This is a genomic window from Burkholderia sp. JKS000303, assembly GCF_002563755.1.
GTDB lineage: Bacteria > Pseudomonadota > Gammaproteobacteria > Burkholderiales > Burkholderiaceae > Burkholderia > Burkholderia anthina_B.
Genome location: NZ_PDBZ01000002.1, coordinates 671008 through 694817, shown reverse-complemented (window position 1 = coordinate 694817; position 23810 = coordinate 671008). Strand labels below are relative to the sequence as shown.

The window sequence follows — 23810 nt, the reverse complement described above, 5'->3', positions numbered from 1 at the left end:
GCCCAGAGGGACGCTTCATGTCGCGCTTGATCGTAATCGGTACCCGCAAGACGGGCAGCAGCCTCGTCCTGGTTCGTGCGGCACTCGACCGGAGCCTGGACGTCACGGTGATCGGCGGCCCGGACGACGCGTTGCAGGGCGTGTTTCCCGCGCAGGTCGACATCGCATGCATGGCGCGGGATGCCGACGTCGTCACCGCCTGGATTCGCGAGCACCACCCCGATCCGGACCGCTCGCTGCGCGTCACGACCGCCAACGATGCGTATGCGGCCGTCGCTGCCACCGTCGCGGATGCGCTGGGGCTCCCAGGCCCCGATGCCCCGAGCGTGGTGCGGGCGGCGTCGAAAGCGCAACAAAAGGCGTTGCTGGCCGACTGCGGCATACCGAGCGCCGAATGCATCGTCGTCAAGCTGTCCGACCTGTCGGCATGCCGTCGCCAGCTGGACGACCTGCGCTTCCCGGTCGTGATCAAGCCGGTCGGCGGCACGGCCGGATACGGCGTGAGGCGCTGCGACAGCCGGCATGACGTGCTGGACCACCTGGCGTCGCTGTCCTGCCGGGCCGGGACCGAAGCCCGCGTCGACGCCGACGACGCGGTCCTCATCGAGGCGTACCTCGCGGGCAGCGAATACTGCGTCGAGTATTTCGACGGTCGATACGTCGGCGCGCTGCGCAAGCTGAAGCGGTATGGCGAGGGTTTCCTGGAGCGCGGCTATACGTCCGAACTCGACCTCGACGAACCGTCGCTGCGACGCATGATCGACTGCGGCACGGAGACGGTCGTGCGCGCCGGACTGACATGGGGACCGGTGCATCTCGACTGCATCGTCAGCGACGGTCGGCCGCACATCGTCGAGATCAACCCGCGCATCGCGGGAAGCTTCATTTGCGACATCGTGCGAGATGCATACGGCTTCGATACGATCGCCCGGCTGCTCGACAAGCTGGAAGGCAAGCGCGTCGTCGTGCCCGAGCTGTGCGCGCCGGGCGCATTCGCCCGCGTCGACTTCCTGCTCGACAGCGATCCCGCGCCGTGGGATTACACACAACCCGGCGAACTGAAAAACGGCGACCTCCATATCAGCTACGGCCCGCAGCGGCTGCCGAGTCGCCGGCGTCGCGCCTATCTGTACGTGCGCAGTTCCTTTCAACCCGAAGCAGAGAGAGCCTCCCATGCAAAAGCCATTGATTGACACGGTTGCCATCGTCGACGGCGCATCGACCAGCGTGCACCTCGCGCCCGCGTTCCGCTCGTACGGGGTGAAGTGCGTCCACGTCCTCAGCAGCGAATCGCTTCCCGAGCGGCTGAAGGCGCAGATCAATCCGGGCGACTACATCCGCAACATCGTGCATCGCGGCGATGTTCGCGACACCGCCGACCAGTTGCGCGATCTCGACATCAGCGTCGTGCTGCCGGGCGGCGGCAGCGGGATCGAGCTGGCGTCCTGGCTCGCCGAGGCGCTTGGCGTTCCGCTGCGCAACCCGGTCGAGCTGGCCGGTGCTCGACGCGACAAATTCGAGCAGATCGAAGCGCTGAAGCGGGCCGGCGTACATACGCCACGGCAGTTTCAGGCGCGCTCGGCGCAAGAGATCGTCGACTGGGCGCGAACCTTCGGCCGCCTGCCGGTCGTCGTCAAGCCGACGCGCGGCGCCGGCGTCAGCGGCGTGAAAATCTGCCGGACGCTCGCACAGGTCGATGAAGCCGCCCGTGGGATCCAGGCCAGCACGTCGTACTACGGCGAAGTACAGGAGGACATCCTGATCCAGTCGTACAGCGACGGGCAGGAATACATCGTCGACGCGGTCTCCTTCGGCGGCCGGCACAAGGTGATCAGCGTGTGGGAGGTCGAGCGCGAGCGCGGTCATTCGCCGCGACTGGAAAAAATGCTCGTGGTCGACCACACGGAGCCTCGCTTTCGCGCGTTGATCGCGTACGCGTTCAAGGTGCTCGATGCCGTCGGCCTGCACTACGGCCCATCGCACATGGAGTTGATCGTCACCGACGAAGGGCCGGTCATCGTCGAGCTGAATTCGCGTCTGCACGGCAGTCTGGACCCGCGGCTCACGACCGCCGTGACCGGACGGAATCACGTATCGGCAACGGTCGAGGCGTTTTTGAACCCGGTGCTGTTCGAGCAGACGCTCGACGAGCCCCCCCGCTTCAGCGGCTTTTGCGGCCACGTTCTGCTCGTGTCTCCGCGCGCCGGCGTCATGAGCGCCGACTTCCCGTGGGCGTCGATCGAACGGCTGCCGTCCTGCGTCGGGGTGAAGCGGTGGGTCAAGGCCGGCGACGCGCTCAGCGTCACGACGGACCTTCAGACCGCGCTCGGCACCGTGGCCCTGTTCGATACGCAGTTCGACCAGCTGGTCGCCGACTGGAAATCGATCCGTGAAATCGAAGGACGCCACTTCGCGGAGTCGAATGCAACCGGCATCTGACGGGTGGGTCCTCCGTGTGCTGGCTGCCCGCCAGTGCACGCGGAGCCGGCGCGCAGCCCGCTGAAGTTGCCTCGCCGGCGGGTATCGGGGCGGTTGCGCGCGGGATGTTCAGAACGTATCGGTCGATTGCTGAAGGTGCTGAAGCAGAAAATCGTGGAACGCCTGCGCGGCCGGCGACAGCGATCTCCCGCTGTGAGTGAATATGTAGAACGCGCGGGTAATGACAGGATCGACCAGCGGGCGCACCTGCAGTCCGTACAGCGACACCAGCGATCGTGCGTACGACAGGCAGACGGTCACGCCAAGACCCGCGTTCACCATCGACAACGCGGTGGACATGAACGCCACTTCGCTGGACGGCGACAGGTTGAAATCGCGCGTCGCCCGAAGGTCGCCGGACAGGTTCTCGGTGAACTGCCCGCGCAGCGAAATGAACGGCAATGCCGCGAGGTCTTCCCAGCGCAGTTTCGCCTGCTCCTCGAGGACGTGCCCGGGCGGGAGCACCGCGATGAACGGTCGCTCGAACAGGAAGGCGGCATCGATGTCGCAATGCGTGTCGCGCTCGGGACCGATCCCGAAATCCACCTCCCGCGCAACGACATGCGCAGTCACGTTATCGACCATGCAGTCGGAGACCTGGACATGGATGCCCGGATATTGTTTGCCGAATGCGGCAATGGCGGCAGGCAACACGGCGGACGACAGCAGCTGGGGCGCCGCGACACGAACCGTTCCCGTTCTCAGATTTTTACGGTTCAGGAGATCGGCCGTAACGGTGTCGAGTTCCCCCAGTATCTTTTCGATCAGCGGATAAATATCGGCACCGACATCCGAAAGACGGACGCGGCGGGCCTTTCGATCGACGACTTTCAAGCCGATTACTTCTTCCAGTTCCTTGATGAGACCGCTAAGCGCCGATTGCGTCACCGAAAGATTACCGGCTGCAAGGGTAAAGCTTCCGGTACGAGCGACCGCAACGAATGCCCTCAGTTGTCGGAGCGTAACGTTCATTAGCCAACCTCTTCAACACATCCCGAAATACTGCTCTAAAAATCCGTCCGAGCCGCCGAAAGCTGGTCATTACATTGCCCGGGATTTCACGCGCTCGATCAGGCATCCTGGCCAAGGCAAGCCGGATTCATCGTTCGAACCGATTGCAATTTAATTTATTCAGGGCGTAGCGCGCGACGGGTGAGCCTAGCATACCGATGCATTGGACGCGGAAGAAATCTGCTTCTGCGTCGGCGAAATCGTTATGCAATTGAAAGAATTCCGTTTTATTTCCTGAAACTACGTCTGGTGCGCCGGAAGCCTGTGATTGCCACGACGGTGCGCGTCAAAATCATCCGAAGCGAATATATTTACGCTTTTCCGGAAAGTCACTTTTCTCGATAAAGACGAAATCCCCTGTGTAGGATGGCCAAATGAACTCGGTAGAAAACTTTCGGGCGTTTCTGGCTGTAGTCGAATCAGGCAGTTTCTCGAGTGCCGCACGTCGTCTCAGTGTGTCCGCATCGGTCATTACGAAACGAATCGCTGCGGTCGAAGAGGAAGTCGGCGAACTGCTGTTCGTGAGAAGCACGCGGCGCCTCGAACTGACCGCGACGGGCCGCGAGATGATTCCCCTGGCACGCGAATTCCTGAGTTCATACGAACGCATCGTCAATGTAACGGCGCACGGCACACGCGAATTGTCCGGCAGCCTGAGGATCAAGGCGCCGATTTCGTTCACCGTGCATTTCATCGGAGAGGTGCTGAATGAATTCCTGCTCGAACATCCGAAGATCAATATCGATCTTCAACTGACGAACCGGCCAGTCAATCCGTTGACCGAGAATCTCGACATGGTGATCACCGGCTTGCCGACGTCGTTCGACGGTGTCGACGAACTGCCGCTCTGCCCGTTCCGCAGGATCGTGTGCGCGGCGCCGTCGTATCTCGAACGGATGGGCGAACCGATGCATCCGAGCGACCTGCAGAACCATCGCTGCCTGTTGTACTCGTATGTCGAGCCCGCGCGCGTCTGGATGTTCAAGAGCGCGCAGGCGGGCAACATCGACGTCAGCGTGAACGGCCAGTTCCACAGCAACGATATCGAGGCCATGCATTGCGCGGCCGTCAGCGGCCTGGGCATCGCGATCCTGCCGCGCTATCGCGCACAGGCGAGCCTTCAGAAGGGCGAGCTGGTCGAGATTCTCGGCCTGTACGAACTGCCGGATCTGTGGATCAAGATCCAGCGCCCGTCGCATCACAACAAGTCCTTGCTGCTCGCGCGCCTGACGGACCATCTGGTGTCGCGCGTGCAGCATTTCCAGCAGCGCCATCCGAGTCTTTGAATTCGGCAGGCCGGACGTCGCGTATCGTCTCCGTCCGGGAAGAGCAACCATGACGCCAAAAAAGCGAGGCATGCGTGCGAGTACCCGATGAATACCTGATCGACGCCCCCGAACAGGCCCTGTTCCGCGTTGATCGCGCCGCATTCACCGACGAGGCTGTGTTCCGCCGTGAACGCGAAACGATCTTCTCGACCTGCTGGCTGTATCTCGGTCATGCATCCGAGCTGCCGCACGCGAACGACTTCGTCACGCGCAGTATCGCCGGCCGACCGATCATCGTGGTCCGTGACGAAGCCGGCGCCATTCACGCGCATCTCAATGCCTGCCGGCACCGCGGCACCCAGGTCTGCCCGGCCGCGCGCGGCAATCAGGCACGTTTCCAGTGTCCCTATCACGGCTGGACCTATGCGAACACGGGCGAACTGGTCGGCTTGCCGGGCGCGGACGCCTATACCGGCGCATTCCGTCGCGACGAACTGGGCCTGATGCCGGCCGGCCGCGTCGATTCATACCGCGACTTCTATTTCCTGAACTTTTCGGCCGATGTGGAGCCGCTCGCCGATTATCTCGGCGACGCGCGCTATTACCTCGACCTGATCTGCGACCAGCTCGATGGCGGCTGGGAGGTCGTGCACGGCTCGTACCTGCACAGCATGCAGATCAACTGGAAGGTGCTCGCGGACAACAGCACCGATCTCTATCACTTGCCGTTCGCTCACCGCCGCTACCTCGATTTCCTGAGCGGCGAAGGTACGCAGGAGAACGCGTTTCGGCGCACCGGCGAAGTCGTCCATCTCGGCGGCGGGCACGCGGTCGCGAAAAGCTCGCCGCCGTCGGGCGGCCGGCCGATCGCATGGTGGGCCCCTGCGTTTCCCGAGTCGCATCGCCCGCGTCTCGACGCGTTGCGCGCGTCGCTCTACGAGAAGTACGGCGAGCGCAAGGCGCGCGACATGTGCGAAACCAATCGCGGCCTGTTCATCTTCCCGAACCTGATCGTCAACGACAACATGGCCGTCACGCTGCGCACGTTCGAACCCGTGGCCGTCGACCGGATCGCGATTCATCTCTGGGCACTGGCGCCGAAGGACGAGGCGCCGGAGGCGCGCAAGCTGCGACTCGATTCGCTGCTGACCTTCGTCGGCCCGGGCGGCTTCGGCACGCCGGACGACGTCGAGATCCTGGAGTCGTGCCAGCGCGCATACGCCGCACCCGAGAGCCGCTGGAACGACCTGTCGCGCGGCATCGCGCGCGATGTGCCGCTCCATACCGACGAATACCAGAACCGCATCTTCTGGCGCGAATGGCGCCGCCGCGTCGCGGCGACCAATCCGCGCGACGCGGCGGCAGGAGGCACGCGATGAATGCAGCGAATCCGGAGCCGATGCTCGCGGCACTGTCGCTCGACCTTCGGCTGCGGCAGTTCCTCTATCGCGAAGCCGACCTGCTCGATCGCTGGCAACTGCATGACTGGCTCGACCTGTTTACGGAAGACGCCGTCTATCTGGTCCCGACGACCGACCACCCTGCTCCGCAGCCCGACCGCGACCTGACGTTGATCCACGACGACCGGCGCCGGCTCGCTTACCGGGTCGACCTGCTGCTCGGCGGCCGGGCATGGGCCGAGCATCCTGCATCGAGGACCCGGCGCGAGATCACCAACGTGATGCTCGTCGGCCGGCACGACGCGACGCTCGACGTGCAATCGAACTTCACGATCCGGCGTTTCCGGCATGGCGGGATGCACACCTTCGTCGGTCACTACCGGCATCAGCTCGTCGATCGCGACGGCATCCTGCGCATTCGGCATCGCACTGCCGTGCTGGATCATGAAACGCTGACCCCGCATGGCATGGTCAGCATCATCTTGTAAATCTCCGGGAGTACATCGTGTCAGGCAATACCATCGGCAAGAATTTTTCCGTCACAACCTACGGCGAAAGCCACGGCGACAGCATCGGTTGCATCATCGACGGCTGCCCGCCGGGATTGCGGATCAGCGAGGCGGACCTGATGCCGGACATCGAGCGGCGCAAGACCGGCCGCTCCCGCTTCGTCAGCCAGCGCCAGGAGGACGACGCGGTCAGGATCATGTCGGGCGTGCTCGACGGCGTGACCACCGGCACGCCGATCGGCCTGCGCATCGAGAACATGAACCAGCGCTCGAAGGATTACGACTCGATCCGCCACCTGTTCCGGCCCGGCCATGCCGACTACACCTACCACAAGAAATACGGGCTGCGCGAGCATCGCGGCGGCGGCCGCTCGTCCGCGCGCGAGACGGTCGTGCGCGTCGCCGCCGGCGCGATCGCCAAGAAGTATCTGGCCGATCGCCACGGTATTCGCGTGCGCGGCTACCTTGCGCAACTCGGCCCGATCCGGATGCGCGCGGTCGATCTCGATCAGGCGGACAACAACGTGTATTTCTGCCCGGATCCGGATCGGATCGACGAGATCGAGACCTTCATGGCCGCGCTCACGAAGGCCGGCGACTCGATCGGCGCGCGCGTCAACGTGATCGCATCGGGCGTACCCGCCGGCCTCGGCGAGCCGATCTTCGACCGGCTGGACGCCGATCTCGCGCATGCGCTGATGAGCATCAGCGCCGTCAAGGGCGTGGAGATCGGGTCGGGATTCGCGTCGATCGAACAGCACGGCACCGAGAATCGCGACGAAATCACGCCGGAAGGGTTCAGCAGCAACAACGCCGGCGGCATTCTCGGCGGCATCTCGTCGGGACAGGACATCCTCGCGAGCATCGCGCTCAAGCCGACCGCGAGCCTGCACCTCGAGGCGAACACGGTGGACGTCGACGGCCAGTCGGCCGTGATCTCGACGCACGGGCGCCACGATCCGTGCGTCGGCATTCGCGCGACGCCGATCGCCGAGGCCATGGTGGCCATCGTGCTGCTCGATCACCTGCTGCGCCACCGCGCGCAGAACTTCGACCTGCTCACCCGGCAAGGTGCGTGGGCGACGGATACCGACAACTGACACAAACGAGAGGGCCTGCCGATGAATCCGCATACCGAATCCGCTTCGATCACGTCCGACCGCGTACGCGCCAGCGTGGCGCCGCACCGGGTCGTCCCCCACCCGGAATCGCAACGCCTGCCCCGGGTCGCGCTGCAGAGCGATGACGTCCGGCTGTTTCTCGACGACACCGCGCACATCACGACGCGTTCGCTCGAATACGTGCCGTACAGCCGCTTTACGCTGACCGAATCCGTCCAGCGGATCTGGGGGACGTCGCTGATCGACACGCTGCGTGCGCTGATCGTCGCGCGCCGCAGCGGCGGCTTCGTGTTGGATATCGCCGAGGCCACCACGAACGACGAAGACCTGATCCGCTTCACGACCGCGCTCGCGCATGCGATCGGCACGCCCGACAACGACGTGCTGTCGGGCAAGTTTTATGCACGCCTGCCGGTGCAGAGCAAGGACGTGACGCCGCAGAGCAGCAACCTGTTCCAGCCGTACCGCACCTTCGGGCTGCATACCGACGGCGCGGCGTCGCCGAGCCCGACCACCGACTGGCTCGTGTTCGGGAAGACCGTCGAGCGTCACGTCAAGGGCGGCCGGAACCGGCTGCTGCACCTGGACGACTGGCGCGACCTGCGACGCTTCGCTAACGCGCCGCAGGGCCGCAAGCCGTTCCTGATCGCGCTGCCGCCGTCCAGCGATCCGCGCCAGCAACAATGGGGCAACAACGTGCGCAGCCAGCCGCTGGACCGGCCGATCTTCTTCGACTGGCACGACGAGCTGTGCGTGCGTTTCGCCGACCAGTTCATCCATCCGACGACGCTGGAAGACGCTGCGTACCTGCGCGAGTTCGTCGAGTCGATCGAATCGGACCCGGCGGTCGAGTACCTGACGATTCCGGTCGGTTCGATGATGTTCCTGAACAACAACTACTGGCTGCATGGTCGCGAGGTGTTCGAACCTCACCCCGAGCTGTTCCGCGAAATCATCCGGATGCGCGGCATGTTGCGCGCCGCGTAAGCGGCCTGCGGATTCGCTCCGACCTGACGAGGATCGCCCATGACCCAGCAATCCGATGCGGATCGCCCCGTCGCGCTCGTGACCGGTGCGAGCCGCGGCATCGGCCGCGCGGTGGCGCGCGGCCTGGCCGCTGACGGCTACACGGTGGCGCTCGTCGCGCGCACCCCGGTGGCGCTCGAAACCGTCGCCGCCGATATCGCGGCGGCCGGCGCCGCCCCGCCGATCGCGCATGCGCTCGACGTCGGCGACGAAACCGCGGTCGCCGACGCGGTCCGGGCCGTGCATGCGCGCACCGGCCGGATCGACGTGCTGTTCAACGGCGCCGGCATCGTCCGGCGCGGTACCGCCGCATTGAGCGACGCCGACGCGCGCGTGCTGCTCGACACCAACCTGCTCGGCGCGCTCAACGTGATTCGCGCCGTCGCGCCGTTCATGCGGCGTTCGCGCAGCGGCCATATCGTCAATGTCGCGTCGCGCTCCGCGCTGTTGCCGAAGGCCGGCAACGGCGGCTACGCGGCGAGCAAGGCCGCGCTGCGCGCATACGGCGACGCGCTGTACCAGGAACTCGCACGCGACGGCGTCAAGGTCACGACACTGTGTCCGAGCTACGTGCACACGGAGCAGAGCGCCCGCCAGACGTGGCTGTCCGATGACGACAAGATTCCGGCGGACGACGTCTATCGGACCGTGCGGTATCTGCTGTCGCTGTCGCGGGCCGCGTCGGTACGCGAGCTGACGATCGAATGCACGTACGTCGTCGCGCACGGAGAGCAGTACGTATGAGCGCTTCGACCGTGGTCCTGATCGGTTTCAAGTCGTGCGGCAAGAGCACTTACGGGCCGCTGCTCGCCGCGCGCCTGCAAGGCCGGTGCGAGGATCTCGACCGCGTGCTCGAGCAGCGGCACGCGGCCGCGACCGGCGAGCGACTCGCGGCGCACGAGATCTTCGCGACGCACGGCGCCGCGTATTTCGCGCATCTGGAAGGCGCCGCGCTGGACGCACTGTGCGCCGTCAGTGACGACGAGCATGCGCGCCCGGCCGTGCTCGCGACGACGGGCGCGACCGCACTGTCCATCGCCAACGTCGCCCGGCTGCGTCAGCTGGGCCCGCTCGTACTGCTCGATACGCCACGCGAGACGATCCGCCGGCGCTGGTTTTCCGGGCGTCTGCCGGCGTTCGTCGATGCCGCCGATCCCGATGCCTCGTTCGTCCGTCTGTACGACGAGCGCGGGCCGGCTTACCGGTCCGCGGCGGATGTCATCGTCTCGACCGGTGGCGCGACGGACGCCAGCGTGATCGAGACGATCGTCGCGCTGCTGCGCGGCGTACTGCCGGCGGCGGACTAGATGGCCGACGCGGGGATTGCCGCCGCACGGCCGCTCGAAGGCGTCTCGAAACACGTCGCAACCGGCTCGATCATGCTGGCGACGATCCTGACCGGGCTCGACAGCACGATCGCCAACGTCGCGCTGCCGCAGATCCAGCGCAGCCTGGGTGTCTCCCAGGACGCGGTCGTGATGGTGCTGACGTCCTACGTCGTCGCCACGGCGATCGCCACGCCGCTCGTCGGCTGGCTCGCCGCGCGGCTGGGACGCAAGACGCTCTATCTGCTGTCGATCGCCGGCTTCACGCTCGCGTCGATCGGGTGCGGCGCCGCGACGACGCTCACGCTGCTCGTATGGGCTCGCATTGCGCAAGGCGCATTCGGCGCCGCATTGATCCCGCTGTCGCAAGCGCTGATCCTCGACATCAATCCGCAGGAAAACCACGCGCGCGCACTGTCGCACTGGGGGGCCGGCGTGATGCTCGGGCCGATTCTCGGGCCGGTGGTCGGCGGGCTCGTCGGCCAGTGGCAGGGGTGGCGCTGGGTGTTCTACGTGAACGTGCCGGTCGGGATGCTTGCGTTCACCGGCGTCGCGCTCTGGATCGGTCGGACCTCCCTGGCCCGGGCACGGCCGTTCGATGTTGTCGGCTTCGTCACGTTGTCGGCGGCGGTCGGATTTCTGCAGACGGTGCTGGATACCGGCCAGCAAGCCGGATGGTTCCGGGCGCCCCGCATCGTCGCGGCCACCGCGATCGCCGTCGTCGCGTTCGCCCTGTTCGTGCGGCACGTGATGCGCACGCCGGCCGGCGGCTTCTTCGAGCGGCGCCTCCTGGCCGACCGCAACTACGTGACGGGCCTCTGCTTCACCGCGATCGTCGGCGTCGTACTGTTTGCCACACGCGCGCTGCTGCCGCAGTTGCTCGTGCACGTCGAGCAATACTCGATCGTCGCGACCGGCCTGCTGATGGCGCCGACCGGCGTCGGCACGCTCGCCGCGATGCTCGCCGCGGGTGCGGTCATCAAGCGCATCGATCCGCGGCGCCTGATGGCGAGCGGCTTCCTCGTCGCTTCGCTTGCGCTGCTCGAGCTCTGCCTGCTGGGGCGTCCTGTCTCGCCCGTGTCGATCATCGTGTCCGGCATGATGCTCGGCGTCGGGCTCGGGCTCATCTTCGCGCCGCTGAACGCAGCGACGTTCGCGACACTGGATGCCGGATTGCGCGCGGACGGCGCCGCGATCTTCGCGCTGGCGCGCAACGTCGGCAGCAGCGCCGGCGTCGCGTTGATGCAGTCGCTGCTCACCCGCTTCACCGAAGCAAATCTCGCCACCCACGCGTGGGCCGACGCCGCATTCGCTGCGTACCTGACCGACTTCCGGCTGCTGCTGACGATCAATCTCGTCGCAATACCGTGGGTGTGGGTCATGAAATACCGGCGCGCGTAGCGGCGGCCGGCATTTCGCACTTTCCGGCCAGCGACATTTTCCGGTTTGCCACTTGGTGGGCCACGCAATGCTCGCGACAATCCGGCTGACGCATTCGACGATGCGTACGACAACAACCGCTCGACGGCGGAACAAGGAGACAACCGTGAAACGATTCCTGGCATGCATGCCGGTCATGGCATGCACGCTCGCCCATGCGCAGAGCAGCGTGACGCTCTACGGCGCCGTGGACGCAGCCCTGACCTATACCAACAACCAGAAAGGCGCGTCGGCGTATCAGGCGTCCAGCGGCGGACGCGCCGGCGACAAGTTCGGACTGCAGGGTATCGAGGATCTTGGCGGCGGGATCAGGACCGTGTTCGTGCTCGAGTCCGGCTTCAGCATCGAGGACGGCAGCGAGCAGCCGTCCAACACGCTGTTCGGCAGGCAGGCCTATGTGGGCCTGAGCGGCGGCTGGGGCACCGTGCTGCTCGGCAGGCAGTACACGCTGACCAACGACTACCTCGGCCCGCTCGGCTCCGACACGTTGTTCGCGGGCGGACTCGGCGCGACGCTGGGCGATCTCGATGCTTCGTGGAACTACAACAAGATCAGCAACGTGATCAAGTTCAACAGCAACGACTATCGCGGCTTTCGCTTCAGCACGATGTATAGCCTGGGCGGTGTCGCCGGTCATTTCGCCGCGAACCGCGTCTACGGCTTTGGCGCTGCCTACGTGCGCGGTGGCCTGACCGTGGCGGCCGCCTACATGAACATGTCGACACCGGCGACGTCGGTGTTCTGGGCAAACACCGGGCCCATCGCCGGCGCGGCGTATGCACTCCCCGTCACGAACCCGATCTACTCCGCCTATACGACAGCGGGCACCCAGCAGGTCGCCGGCGCAGGCGCCGGCTACACGTTCGGCCGCTCGGAAGTCACGGTGCTCTATACCAACGTGCGGTTCCAGGACATCGTTCGGACCCTGGCGAACCCGGCCGTGCAACCGAACGCGGCGTTCAACAGCTACCAGGTCAACTACCAGTTCCGGTTTACCCCGGCGACGATGGCCGGCGTCGGCTACCAGTACGGCGCGGCGCCACATGCGACCTACCAGGCGGTCGACGTGGGCGCCGCATACTTCCTGTCGAAAAGCACGTACCTGTATGCGATCGGCGTGTGGGCGCATGCGAGCGGCACCGATTCGACCGGACAGCATGCGGTCCCCGACCTGCTTGGGCTCGCGCCGTCGAGCAACAGCAACCAGCTGGCGCTGCGCATCGGCATGCGGCACCTGTTCTGATCCTTCGCGCACCGCTTATCCGGAGAACCAGATGAACACTCCCGCCAGTGCATCCGCAGTGCCGTACCCGGCCAGCCGGGACGTCCAGCGCTTCATCGATGCTCATCCGCTGTCGGCGCTGCAAATCCGCGTCGTCGTATTGTGCCTGCTGATCGTCGCGATCGACGGCATCGACATTGGGCTCGCCGCCTATATCGCACCGTCGGTTCGCCGCGAGTGGGGCCTATCGATCGCCGAGCTGTCTCCCGTGTTTGTTTCGGGGCTCGTCGGAATGATGGTCGGCTCGCTGATTTTCGGGCCGCTGGCCGACCGCTGGGGCCGGCGCCCGGTACTGATCGCGTCGGTCGCATTCTTCGGCGTCTCGACGCTCGCGACGCTCCTGATCGGCAACGTGTTCGGGCTGTCCGTGCTGCGCTTCGTTTGCGGAATGGGCATCGGCGGTGCAACGCCGACCGCCGCGACGCTGACCGCCGAATATGCCCCCGAGCGCCGCCGGCTGTCGATCATCACCATCATGCTGTGCGGCAACTCGCTCGGCTCCGCGCTGGGCGGCGTGATCGCGTCGCAGGTCATCACGCGTTTCGGCTGGCACGCGATGCTGGTGGTCGGCGGCGTGGTGCCGATCGCGCTGTTGCCGGCGCTGTGGTTCGGGCTCCCCGAGTCGATGCGCTTTCTCGCACTGCGGCGCCCCGATGCGCAGCCGGCGCTGCGTGCGCTGGCCCGCCGCATTGCCGGCAGCCGCGTCGATGCCGCACCCGGCGACGACGTGGTGTTCGTCGCCGCCGAGCGGGAAGTCACGCGCGCGTCGGTACGCCAGTTGCTGTCACCCGCGTGTGCCCGCGGCACCCTGTTGCTGTGGACCACGTTCTTCATGGGCCTGATGGTCCTGTTCCTGATGGCGAACTGGCTGCCGACGATTCTCACCGCTGCCGGCGGCTCGATGCGCGCCGCGTCGCTCACGACCGCGCTGTGGTCGGTCGGCGGCACCTGCGGCGGCTTGCTCCTCGGCCAGGCGATGGATCGCTTCCCGCCACACCGGGTGCTCGCACTCGCCTACACGGCGGCGTGCGTGCTGATCTTCACGGTTGGGCGCGTCTACGCCACCCCTGCGCTCCTCGCGCCGATCGTGTTTCTCGCCGGCTTCTGCATCAGCGGGTCGCAAGTCGGCATCAACGGCCTCGCTGCCGAGTTCTACCCGACGGCCGTGCGTGCGACCGGTGTCGCATGGGCGACCGGCATCGGCCGCGTCGGCTCGATGCTGGGCTCGGCGCTCGGCGGTTACCTGCTCGCCGCGCGCCTGCCGTATGCCACGCTGTTCGCCGCGACCTGCGTACCGATGCTCATCGCGGCGCTGTGCATGAGCGCCATGCGCCAGCGCGATGCGGGCCCGAGCGGCGACCTGTCCTTCAACATCGCGGATCAACGGAAATCCTGACTCATGACCTTGACAGGCTCGGCGTTTCTCGCCCTCTGGAACGACATCGAAGGCGTGCAAGAAGCGGAGTACGACCTCTGGCACACCGTCGAACACGTGCCGCAACGCGTCGGCGTGCCGGGCTTCCTCTCCGGGCGCCGTTATCGTGCGAGTTCCGGTGCGACGCACTATTTCACGCTGTACGACGTGACCGAGGCGGCCGTCTTCGAATCGCGCGACTACCTGTCGCTCGTCAACCATCCGACCGCCTGGTCCCGCGCCATGCGGCCGTCGTTTCGCAACGTCGTCCGGGCCATATGCCAGACCCACTACAGCTCGGGCCACGGCGTCGGCGGCGCGCTCGCATGCGTGCGCATCGCGGCCGGCGACGCACCGGACGACGACGTTTCGCGCGGCCGTGCGATCGGCCTCGCATGCCGTTCGCTCGAAGGCATTACCGCCGTACATTTCGGCGAACGCATCGACAACGCGGCGCCGATGTTCGACGCGTGGCAGATGGGCGCGCCGCCCGGCTACGTGCTGCTGCTCGAGGCAGCGAACGAATCGTCGCTGCTGGCGCGGCTGGCCGGCGTGGAGGCGCAGCTGGCCGGCGCGTACGGCGCCGACCGGATCATGTCTTCGGGTATCTACGATCTATGCTATACCGTGTGAAATCCGCCCGGACCGCCTGCTCGCCCCGACCCTTTCCCTGCAATAGAACCAAGGATCCCGAGTGAAAGCATTGCAAAAGACCACGCCTGCGTTCGGCCTCGAATGGCGCGACGTGCCGTCGCCGACGGTCGACGCAGCCGATGACGTGATCGTCGAGGTGGCCGCCGCCGGTGTGTGCGGCAGCGACCTGCACATCTACGACTGGTCGGGGGGCTATGACTTCTTGACATCCGCGATGCCCGTGACGATCGGTCATGAGTTCGCCGGCATCGTGGTCGCACACGGACGGGATGCCGGCCCGCTTGCGATCGGACAGCGCGTGGTCGTCATTCCGTCGGTCGAGTGCAACGTCTGCGAGCATTGCGTGGCCGGTCGTCTCGATGACTGTCGGGACCGGCGAGGCATCGGCATGCTGCGCGACGGGGCATTCACGCAATTCGTCAAAGTGCCCGCCCGCAACTGCCTGCCGTTGCCGGACGGTTTCGACCTGTCGGTCGGGGCGCTGTGCGAACCGCTGTCGATCGCGCTGAGCGCCGTGGAAACCGGCGACCTGCGCACCGGCGACAAGGTGCTCGTGCTCGGTCCCGGCAGCATCGGCCAGGCTATTGCGCTGCTCGCGGAGCAGCGTGGCGCGCAGGTCGTCGTCGCCGGCTACGACGACGAACAGCGGCTTGTCGGCATGCGCGCGCTCGGCATCGAGCGAACCGTCGACCTCAAGCACCAGTCGCCGGGCGCCGCCGCCGTACTGGTCGGCGCCGATGCGTTCGATATCGTGATCGATGCAGCCGGCGTGCAGTCGGCCATTGACAGTGGGCTCGCGGTTCTGCGTGCATCCGGCGTGCTGGTGATGTGCGGGATTCATGCGAACCGCGTCACCTTCGACGGTGCGCACTTCGTCCGGATGCGTCACCAGATACGCGGCACCTATCGCGCGTCGCGCCGGACTTGGCGGGCCGTGGTCGAATTCGCGATCGCCAATGAGGCACGCCTCGCTCGGCTCATCTCGCATCGATTGCCGTTGTCCGATGCGCTCGCGTCGTTCGAGCTCGCGAAATCGAAGGTTTGCGGAAAAATCATGCTGATTCCGTGAAGACGCGGCCGACAAGCTCAAAATTTATATTGACTGGGCCGTCGCCAAACCGATCCGTGCGAAAGAACCGCGGATCGGGTCAAAATAATCGATCGAGCAAACGGGAACGTGGCTCGGCGCCCTACTGCAGTCGCGACTTGCCGGTTTGTCCGTTCTTGCGTCCGCCCTCTTTCAGGAGATACGGCGACAAGGTAATTGCCGAGCGTGACATCCATGCTCCGATGCCTTTTCGGATGCTGCTGAACTGCCTCGAACGAAATGATGTTCCATTCTTGAGCGTAGCACGCCATCAAGCGCGGCAAGTTGCTCTCGCAGTCGAGCCGCCTGCCCTTCTGTCATTTCGCTGAGCACGATTTTTTGCTCGAGAACGCCGCTGCACCGGGTGATGGTCCAACGGTCCACTGAGACTGCTTCACCCTCGAGCACGGCAGATACCGTCGAAACGATAGCCAGATCCAATCTCGATATGAGGTGAACCGTATGCGTTAACGTGAAACCTGGAAGGAAGTGCGACCAGTCTTTGCCGAGCACTGGGGAGGGAGGAAAGATCGCTTGGCACATAGTCGCTCCGGATAAGTGCTTATCGAACCGGTGCTAGCTATGCTGCTCCCGCTTCGTTGCCGTGAATCGGCCGCATCGCCTCAAAGGCGTCCACCTTGCCCGGGAGGGCAGGTTGGCGTCGGATAGTCCGACTCTGGATGCACAACTTCTGACACATCGTTCGATATATCGAACTGGAATTTATTATACCGAAAAAATGTCGGCAGACAAGATCTTTCGACCGGGACCGCTCGACAGGGACGAACGAGTTTCCGCTGTACTGGCTCGTCGAGCGCCATCGATGCACCATGAGGCTTTCGCTCGGCGTACGCCGCCCCGTTGGAAGGCGGGTCGCTCCCGGCACGGCAACCCTTATCCGAATCGGCCGGCCACCGTTGGCACCCGCGAATGAAATCCTGCATCGTCGGACTCCCCAGTCCTGCGATGCCAAGATAACGCTTCCAGCGCGCCAGCCTCATTGCCGCCCCGGAAAATGGCAATTTTATATCATATAATGATATATCGGGATGGCTGAATGAAAGGCCAGGACGCAGTGGCAGCCATTCGCCGCTCGCGCTTGCCGGAACCTGTTCCGGGGCGTATGGTTTATTTCTCTATCGCCCTTTCCCGGGAGATATCAAAATGGCTGCCATGCAATCCGCGGCCACGCCCCTCTCCGACGAGGAAGCCCGGCGCCAGTTACGCCGCGCCGTCATCGCCAGCACGATTGGCACCACAATCGAATGGTATGACTTCTTCCTCTACAGCACGGTCACCGGCCTGGTCTTCGCAAAGCTGTATTTCCCGCAATCCCACCCGCTCGTCGGTACGCTGCAGGCGTTCCTGATCTATGCCGTCGGCTTTGTCGCACGGCCGGTCGGCGCGGCGATCTTCGGCCATTACGGCGACCGCATCGGACGCAAGGCCACGCTGATCGTGACCCTGTTGCTGATGGGGCTCGCCACGTTCGCCGTGGCCTTCGTTCCGACCTACGCCACGATCGGCATCTGGGGCGCCGTGATCCTCACGATACTGCGCTTCATCCAGGGCGTCGGCGTCGGCGGCGAATGGGGCGGCTCGGTCCTGATGTCGATGGAATGGGCGCGCACCAATTCGCATCGCGGTTTCGTCGCGTCGTGGCCGCAGTTCGGCGTGCCGGCGGGATTGTTCCTCGCCAACCTTGCCGTGCTGGCCATGAGCTGGATTTCCGGCAGCGCTTTCGTCACGTGGGGCTGGCGCGTGCCGTTTTTCCTCAGCATCGTACTGGTTGCGATCGGGCTCTATATCCGCCTGAGCATTCTCGAGACGCCGATCTTCGCGAAGCTGCTGGCCGAGCGTCGGATCGAGAAGACGCCGATGCTCGAAGTGCTGCGCAAGCAGCCGAAGGATATCGTGCTGTCGGCGTTCGCGCGGATGGCCGAACAGGCGCCGTTCTATATCTATACGGCGTTCGTGTTCACTTACGGGATCACGGCGCTGGGCGTCACGCGCGAACTGCTGCTGGCGGCGGTGCTGGTCGCATCCGTGGTCGAGTTCTTCACCATTCCGCTGTTCGGGCACGTGTCGGACCTGATCGGGCGGCGGCGGATGTACGTGATCGGTGCGGCTGCCGTCGGCGTGTTCGGATTCGTCTACTTCGCGATGGTCGATAGCCGGAATCCGGTATGGATCTTCGCGGCTATCGTGTTGTCGCTGGTTCCGCATTCGATGATGTATGGGCCGCAGGCCGCATTGATTGCCGAGTCGTTCACAGGGCGATTGCGGTATAGCGGCGCGTCGATGGGTTATCAGCTCGCTTCGGTCATTGCGGGTGGTCCGGCACCGCTGATCGCAACGGCGCTGTTTGCCTACTACCACTCGGGGTATGCAATCGCGGCGTACGTGCTGGTGTGTGCGGTGTTGAGCGTGGTCGCCGCGTCGAAGCTCGGGGACTATACGAACAAGGATATTTCACGGGAATACGACGACGTTCGGGGTCTGGGCGATCATGGGCACGCGCCGCCGGTGACTTGACGCATTCGCCAGCTCAGGCAGGCGATGACGACGGCAGCCGAGGTCCCATGGCCTCACGGGCGCATCGAGGCACCTTGGGTGGGCCGACACGCCGGGCGACGCAGAACACCGAGCCGTCCAGTCCGGAACGGGTCTGACGACGGGGCGCGATATGCGTGCTGCGCCGTTCATGATTCGGCGCCCGCCATCCGGCGGGCGCGTTTCACCTGGATCGGAATCGGGAGCGCCGCCGGACGGTGAGATCGCCGCTGTCGCGCAGCGGTTCGCGCGGCACAACCGGGTTATCGCTCGCTGATCTTCACGCGCGGCAGCCATTCAGCCTCGGCGCCCTGCGTACCTTTCAGATGAGCAGGCGTCGCGTCCTGCGCGTGCGCGTCCAAACGGCGTGCTGCCTCGGTGTCGAGATGCCGGCCATCGAACGTCGACTGGCGACGGGTAATCATGTTGATGCGAAGGCGTTTTGCCGCCATGGTCGGTCTTCCTTGAGAAAACGGTGCCCCGCCGACAGGCGAAGTGCGATAGATTTACGTGAGAAAAATGTCGCTGCGATGACGCGGCGCGATGCGAATTCACCGTCATCACATCGCTCCGTCTCGGGCACCTCAGCGGTCAGCACCACGCCGGCCCAGCGGCCCAGCGCCTCAAGGCGGAGAGGGACTGCCGCCGCAGCACGCAGTTGATCATGAACAAGCAGCCACGTGTCGAGTGCAGCGCGCTCGGCATCCGTCAACGTCCGCGCGTTCCCGCACTCTGCCTCACCGCCCTTTTGCTGTTCCAGGCGCCACAGCGACCGCGCCTATCGCACAACATGCTCCATTTTCGGAGAATCCTCGCGCAGCGTTAGAATAGCGCCCCTTCTCATAGGAGACGAAAATGTCCTGGTTCGTTTACGAAGTGCCCGAATACCACGAAGACGCTGCGCGCATCGAGCCCTTGAGCGAGCTGCGTAGCCGTGTGCTGAAACTCAGTGGCCAGGCCATGGCCGACGAACTGGAAAGCGTTCGCGAGAACGCCGCGGCAACAGCGGACACCCCCGAGCGGCCCCTGCGTACTCCGGAAAATCCGCACGTCTTTCCGATTCCTTACGCCGACTCCATGATCCTCGTCGGATTCATCTTCGATCTGAAGCGCGAATTTCGGCAACTGGTCGTGTCCCCCGTGGAAATGCCCTGGCTGAACGACGCGTAAAAGGTGGTCGGAGCGGCCGCGGACGGGTGCGTTGCGCCTGTTCCGGAGCCCGGTCCGAATATCCAGCGCACGCTGTCGGATACACACGTCCCGAGTGGGTGCCGAGACGTGTGCGACGTCTTTCCCTACACGTTGCATCCAGGCCACCGCGGGGACGTGCGCCCCCTCATCTGTTAAGTCGAAGGCGAACGCTTCGAACCCCTCCCGCACTGGCGTCGGCAGCGATCAAGCGATGGACTCGTTCTATATAACGATCACGCTCCCATGATAATCAGGATTACGTAGTGATTGAGATCGGACTGTCGATTTGTCGTGGCCAGATTGAAACGTCCGCTTTCATGCCGCGTAAGCTGTCCGGCCGCTGCGGCCGGACAGCGAAGCCAGTCCGCTTCTTCCACGCCAGGCGCTATTGCCGTTTCTTGAGTCGCGCCTTCGCGTCGCCGAATGACGCTTGTGTCTTGCCGACGATCTGTTCGGCCTTGCCCGTCAATCTGCTTGTTCGATTTCCCATGACCTTGCCAACCACCTCCTTCAGTTTGCCCTTTACTTCCGTGAGACGGCCTTTCACCTGATCTTTGTTCATGACAATGCTCCTTGAAATCGACCGATGCTCGGCCTGCGAATGCCGGTCCGGCACGCTGAGCCAGATCGCGATGAAACGTCGGCGCAGGCATGGCGATTGCGCGGGTTGAAGCGTTCGCGCTTGTGGGCAGCGTGTTGACGCCGAAGGCTTGACGCTCGCCAGATCCGAGTCTTCGGAACGGGTTGTGCCCACTCGTTGTCAATCTTGCGGAGGAAGCATGCACACGCTCACTAGCGCCGGCCCGCTGGTTTCGCTGATCGCCGGCATTCTCATCCTCGTGGTACCTCGCCTGCTGAATTACATCGTTGCGATCTACCTGATCGTCATCGGGCTGCTCGGGTTGTTCGGCGGACATCTCCATTGAATCGACATGACCAGGAGACAGCAAATTACGTACGCGCGTCGGTTGCATCGTGACGCCATGCGCGCGTCCGCCCATCACGCATTTTCCACGGAGTAGCGGTCGATATCGACACTGCGGGAATGGGCGATTTTCACTCCCTCGATCGCAAATCGACTCCCGCAGGTCAGACTTTTCCCGATTGCCCCATTTCATTTCCATACGATGTAAGTGTTGCTTTGTCGGATCGGAACGGAAATGGCAACGGCGTCGTGTACCGTGCCCGCGTGCGCTGCAGTTCCTCCCTTTCCGCGTCACGCTTTACCTGGACGACGACGACATCGTGCGTGCCGACACCGGATCGGCACTGGCTGCGAAGAGATGCGGACGGCGGGGTTGGAATGGCGAGCGCAGCATTTACCGCTCCGTATGGGAACGAATCGTGCGCGTTCTCGGATATTTGACGGAGGACAGTTCGATGAAGCCCATGACAATTGCAATACGTCCGGTTCTGGCGACACTCGTGGCGGGCGGCGCACTCGTCGCGGTCGGCGCGGCCTTCGCGCAAGGCTACGCACAGCAACCGAGGTACGAAGAACCATATGCCGCCCCGGCACCGAGGGTGTCGATCACGATCGGCATGCACGGCGACCGCTACTGGGACGGCCATCGCTACTGGGAGCACGACGCGTGGATGCATCGTCATCCGCGTGAACGTGATCCGTGGCATGAGCACGAACACGAACATCGGGAATAGTGACGACCGTCGCCTGAGACCAGGGCAACCGTTTCTGCCAAAAATTGGCGTACTTGCGCACTGATCGCGTAATTTCTTCGGACCATTTCAATCCTGGGGAATCGCCTGGGTTGCTTCGGTCGAACAAAACGCGTGGAAGGTGAGGACGCCGTGCGGAGCACGCCGCACTACGTTGCGCCAGTCGGAGAGAAGGAAGAGTATGTTTTTCGTGCGCTGGCGAACATCAAGCCTTATGTGCTGTAGCTCGCAAAAAAATGGCATTGCCTCCGTCGCGGTGAACTGGCGTCGGCGGTAATGCTATGTTCCCGACGGCCGCTTCTCCGGACGACCCGGATGCAACCGCACCTGTACCTACGTGCGACGTCGAGGCAGGGGCGAGAATGTTCGCGGCCTTACTGAGACAGAGCCAGTCGATGGTGTCGGGTCGCAGTGGATCGCACTCCAACAGCCAGTTCGTACCGCACAGACGGCAGCGATACTGTCGCACGACTATTGCTGGCCGCCCCAGGGGACGCAATTTTGTGGGCTTGTGCAACTCGACCAGTTCGTCATGTCCGATCTGATCCGGGATCGTCCACATTTTCATGCAAGCTTGGCAAGGCATTTGCGTTAGCCTCTCAAGAACTCATCGGCTCGGTGATGAACTTCCTCCTTCGTGGCGCAAGCCGAAGGGGCGTTCTGCATCGTCACGGGGCGAATGCGATCCGATTTACGTCCATTCAGGGCGCTCAGTTTGCAATCGCCTTGCCGGAGGCGTCCTTGATTTTTGCTTTCCACTGCTTATGGATTTCGGACACGACTGAATCTGGAAGCGAGATGTAGTCCAGATCCGTCGCGGCCTGGTTGCCGTTGCGGAATGCCCAGTCGAAGAACTTCAGCGTTTCCGCACCTTGTTCCGGCTTGTCCTGCTTCGCATGCAGCAGCACGAACGTCGCGCCGACGACCGGCCATGCGTCCTTGCCCGGCTCGTCCGTCAGGATCTGGTAGAACGACTTCGACCAGTTCGCACCTGCGGCAGCGGCCTTGAACGTTTCGGTCTTCGGCTCGACGACGACGCCGGCCGTGTTCTTCAGCGCCGTGTACGTCATGTTGTTCTTCTTCGCGTACGCCCATTCGACGTAGCCGATCGCGCCCGGCAGGCGCTGCACGAAGGCTGCGACGCCGTCGTTGCCCTTCCCGCCCGTGCCCGTCGGCCAGTTGACCGTCGTGCCTTCGCCGATCTTCGACTTCCACTCGCCGTTGACCTTCGACAGGTAGTTCGTCCAGATGAAGCTCGTGCCCGAACCGTCAGCGCGGCGAACGACCGCGATGTCCGTATCCGGCAGCTTCGCCTTCGGGTTCAGTGCGGCGATCGCGGGGTCGTTCCACTTCTTGATCTTGCCGAGGTAGATGTCGCCGAGCACCGGGCCCGACAGCGTCAGTTCACCGGCCTTCACGCCCGGCACATTGACGACCGGCACCACGCCGCCGACCACCGTCGGGAACTGGAACAGGCCTTCCTTCGCGAGTTCGTCGTCCTTCAGCGGAGCGTCCGAACCGGCAAAATCGACCGTCTTCGCGTTGATCTGCTTCAGGCCGCCTGACGAGCCGATACCTTGATAGTTCACCTTGCCCCCGCCCGCTTTCCGATACGCATCTGCCCATTTGGTGTAAATCGGCGCGGCGAACGTGCTGCCTGCGCCCGTGATGTCGGCAGCCTGAGTGGCGATGGCAACAAGCGCCAGGGCGCAGGGAGCCAAGATCCGGATATTCATGTAACGCCTCCTGTCTGCTGCCGGCATGCTGGCCGACGCGCCAGTTCCGGGTTAAAAGTCTGATTTGGCGGGTTGGACGCGCCGGTCGTCTTTCGGCAACGTATGCCGGTTGACCGCGACAGCGATCTTCTCGCGATCGCTTTCAAATGCGCTGAGCAATTGTGCGGATGCAGCAGCCTCTGCGCCGAGCTTTTCGCGAACGACGTCAGCCGGGAGTTTGATTGCAACGTACCCCCAGCCGGGGCCATAGACGGAAAAGAAAAGGCTTGGATCGTCGCCGACGACCGGGCGTGTCAGGCAAGTGGCGGAGTCCGTCATGGTGCGCGACAAGTGGTCTGCATCGAAGGGTGATAGGAGTATTGCATCTAGCTCTGAAAACTCAAGCAGAGCGCACGTGCGCGATCCGCCAAGCTCAACGCTCGCTACTTGCCACGATCGAGGCCAATGCTCGATCGCCGTCGCATTGGGCAGTGTCTTCAGCAGAAAAGATGCGCTCGCTGAATGCGATCAGCTTGAAGCCGCATCCTGTGGGGCGAGGAATGGTGATGCCCCAGTGCCAGCCGTCGTCTTGTTGGAATACGTGGAGCGCGGGGCACGTTTGGCGCAGCGCTGGTGAAGAAGTCGTCATGGCGTGCTCT

The 23810-nt window shown here is 64.2% G+C and carries 24 protein-coding genes, 1 pseudogene and 1 riboswitch; of the genes and pseudogenes, 19 read left to right on the top strand and 6 right to left on the bottom strand.

Annotated elements, in window-relative coordinates; all coding sequences use genetic code 11:
- Nucleotides 1-17 precede the first annotated feature (17 nt).
- The gene (locus BX604_RS25100; RefSeq protein ID WP_098553532.1) at nt 18-1193 is read left to right on the top strand and encodes an ATP-grasp domain-containing protein; all 1176 of its coding nucleotides are present in this window, start codon (nt 18-20) and stop codon (nt 1191-1193) included.
- A complete protein-coding gene (locus BX604_RS25095; RefSeq protein ID WP_098553531.1) occupies nt 1174-2439 on the top strand; it encodes an ATP-grasp domain-containing protein in 1266 nt (421 codons plus the stop codon). Before BX604_RS25100 ends, BX604_RS25095 begins: the two co-directional genes overlap by 20 nt.
- A gap of 108 nt (nt 2440-2547) precedes the next feature.
- Here BX604_RS25095 and BX604_RS25090 read toward each other — a convergent pair whose 3' ends face one another.
- Nucleotides 2548-3450, bottom strand: coding sequence for a LysR family transcriptional regulator (locus BX604_RS25090; RefSeq protein WP_098553530.1), 903 nt, complete (start codon nt 3448-3450; stop codon nt 2548-2550).
- A 413-nt stretch (nt 3451-3863) separates the two neighbouring features.
- Between BX604_RS25090 and BX604_RS25085 the strand changes: the two genes are divergently transcribed.
- From BX604_RS25085 to BX604_RS25020, 13 genes are all read left to right on the top strand, one after another.
- On the top strand, nt 3864-4775 hold the full coding sequence (locus tag BX604_RS25085) for a LysR family transcriptional regulator (RefSeq protein ID WP_098553529.1): 912 nt from the start codon (nt 3864-3866) through the stop codon (nt 4773-4775).
- 74 nt (nt 4776-4849) lie between these two features.
- Nucleotides 4850-6136, top strand: coding sequence for an aromatic ring-hydroxylating oxygenase subunit alpha (locus tag BX604_RS25080; RefSeq protein ID WP_098553528.1), 1287 nt, complete (start codon nt 4850-4852; stop codon nt 6134-6136).
- Complete coding sequence (locus BX604_RS25075) at nt 6133-6645, top strand: aromatic-ring-hydroxylating dioxygenase subunit beta (RefSeq protein ID WP_179894876.1); 513 nt, start codon at nt 6133-6135, stop codon at nt 6643-6645. Before BX604_RS25080 ends, BX604_RS25075 begins: the two co-directional genes overlap by 4 nt.
- 17 nt (nt 6646-6662) lie before the next feature.
- Entirely contained in the window at nt 6663-7766 is a 1104-nt protein-coding gene (gene aroC, locus BX604_RS25070) for a chorismate synthase (RefSeq protein ID WP_098553526.1), read from the top strand.
- 21 nt (nt 7767-7787) lie between these two features.
- A complete protein-coding gene (locus BX604_RS25065) occupies nt 7788-8774 on the top strand; it encodes a carbon starvation induced protein CsiD (RefSeq protein WP_098553525.1) in 987 nt (328 codons plus the stop codon).
- A 39-nt stretch (nt 8775-8813) separates the two neighbouring features.
- Nucleotides 8814-9557: an SDR family oxidoreductase gene (locus BX604_RS25060; protein WP_098553524.1), complete on the top strand. Its 744-nt coding sequence runs from the start codon at nt 8814-8816 to the stop codon at nt 9555-9557.
- Nucleotides 9554-10120, top strand: a complete 567-nt coding sequence (locus tag BX604_RS25055) for a shikimate kinase (RefSeq protein WP_175798677.1) — start codon at nt 9554-9556, stop codon at nt 10118-10120. The genes BX604_RS25060 and BX604_RS25055 overlap by 4 nt, the downstream gene beginning before the upstream one ends.
- On the top strand, nt 10121-11539 hold the full coding sequence (locus BX604_RS25050; protein ID WP_098553522.1) for a DHA2 family efflux MFS transporter permease subunit: 1419 nt from the start codon (nt 10121-10123) through the stop codon (nt 11537-11539).
- Nucleotides 11540-11684: 145 nt separating this feature from the next.
- The gene (locus BX604_RS25045; protein ID WP_179894875.1) at nt 11685-12821 is read left to right on the top strand and encodes a porin; all 1137 of its coding nucleotides are present in this window, start codon (nt 11685-11687) and stop codon (nt 12819-12821) included.
- A 31-nt stretch (nt 12822-12852) separates the two neighbouring features.
- Entirely contained in the window at nt 12853-14256 is a 1404-nt protein-coding gene (locus tag BX604_RS25040) for an MFS transporter (protein ID WP_098553520.1), read from the top strand.
- Nucleotides 14257-14259: 3 nt separating this feature from the next.
- Nucleotides 14260-14907 carry a hypothetical protein gene (locus BX604_RS39105; RefSeq protein ID WP_098553519.1) on the top strand — a complete coding sequence of 216 codons (648 nt, stop codon included), beginning with the start codon at nt 14260-14262 and terminating at the stop codon, nt 14905-14907.
- Between the two features lie 61 nt (nt 14908-14968).
- On the top strand, nt 14969-15997 hold the full coding sequence (locus tag BX604_RS25030; protein ID WP_098553518.1) for a zinc-dependent alcohol dehydrogenase: 1029 nt from the start codon (nt 14969-14971) through the stop codon (nt 15995-15997).
- A gap of 603 nt (nt 15998-16600) precedes the next feature.
- A riboswitch (SAM-I-IV-variant riboswitch) is annotated at nt 16601-16704 on the bottom strand.
- A gap of 475 nt (nt 16705-17179) precedes the next feature.
- Nucleotides 17180-18550, top strand: coding sequence for an MFS transporter (locus BX604_RS25020; protein WP_098553517.1), 1371 nt, complete (start codon nt 17180-17182; stop codon nt 18548-18550).
- Nucleotides 18551-18831: 281 nt separating this feature from the next.
- Here BX604_RS25020 and BX604_RS25015 read toward each other — a convergent pair whose 3' ends face one another.
- On the bottom strand, nt 18832-19020 hold the full coding sequence (locus tag BX604_RS25015; protein ID WP_098553516.1) for a hypothetical protein: 189 nt from the start codon (nt 19018-19020) through the stop codon (nt 18832-18834).
- A 403-nt stretch (nt 19021-19423) separates the two neighbouring features.
- On the opposite strand from BX604_RS25015, the gene BX604_RS25010 reads away from it, so the two are divergent.
- On the top strand, nt 19424-19738 hold the full coding sequence (locus BX604_RS25010; protein WP_098553515.1) for a helicase: 315 nt from the start codon (nt 19424-19426) through the stop codon (nt 19736-19738).
- A 406-nt stretch (nt 19739-20144) separates the two neighbouring features.
- Here the strand turns inward: BX604_RS25010 and BX604_RS25005 are convergent, their stop codons facing one another.
- Nucleotides 20145-20321, bottom strand: a complete 177-nt coding sequence (locus BX604_RS25005) for a CsbD family protein (protein WP_098553514.1) — start codon at nt 20319-20321, stop codon at nt 20145-20147.
- Nucleotides 20322-20538: 217 nt separating this feature from the next.
- Here BX604_RS25005 and BX604_RS25000 point away from each other — a divergent pair, with 217 nt between their 5' ends.
- The 3 genes and pseudogenes from BX604_RS25000 to BX604_RS39735 all read left to right on the top strand — a co-directional run.
- Nucleotides 20539-20685 carry a DUF3096 domain-containing protein gene (locus BX604_RS25000; RefSeq protein ID WP_098552481.1) on the top strand — a complete coding sequence of 49 codons (147 nt, stop codon included), beginning with the start codon at nt 20539-20541 and terminating at the stop codon, nt 20683-20685.
- A gap of 454 nt (nt 20686-21139) precedes the next feature.
- The gene (locus BX604_RS24995) at nt 21140-21418 is read left to right on the top strand and encodes a hypothetical protein (RefSeq protein WP_098553513.1); all 279 of its coding nucleotides are present in this window, start codon (nt 21140-21142) and stop codon (nt 21416-21418) included.
- Nucleotides 21419-21547: 129 nt separating this feature from the next.
- Nucleotides 21548-21661, top strand: a pseudogene (locus BX604_RS39735) (AraC family transcriptional regulator); the annotation flags it as partial.
- A gap of 485 nt (nt 21662-22146) precedes the next feature.
- Here the strand turns inward: BX604_RS39735 and pstS are convergent.
- From pstS to BX604_RS24975, 3 genes are all read right to left on the bottom strand, one after another.
- The gene (gene pstS, locus BX604_RS24985) at nt 22147-23172 is read right to left on the bottom strand and encodes a phosphate ABC transporter substrate-binding protein PstS (protein ID WP_098553512.1); all 1026 of its coding nucleotides are present in this window, start codon (nt 23170-23172) and stop codon (nt 22147-22149) included.
- A gap of 51 nt (nt 23173-23223) precedes the next feature.
- Complete coding sequence (locus tag BX604_RS24980; RefSeq protein ID WP_143748105.1) at nt 23224-23502, bottom strand: hypothetical protein; 279 nt, start codon at nt 23500-23502, stop codon at nt 23224-23226.
- Between the two features lie 82 nt (nt 23503-23584).
- The gene (locus BX604_RS24975; protein ID WP_098554033.1) at nt 23585-23800 is read right to left on the bottom strand and encodes a hypothetical protein; all 216 of its coding nucleotides are present in this window, start codon (nt 23798-23800) and stop codon (nt 23585-23587) included.
- Nucleotides 23801-23810 lie beyond the last annotated feature (10 nt).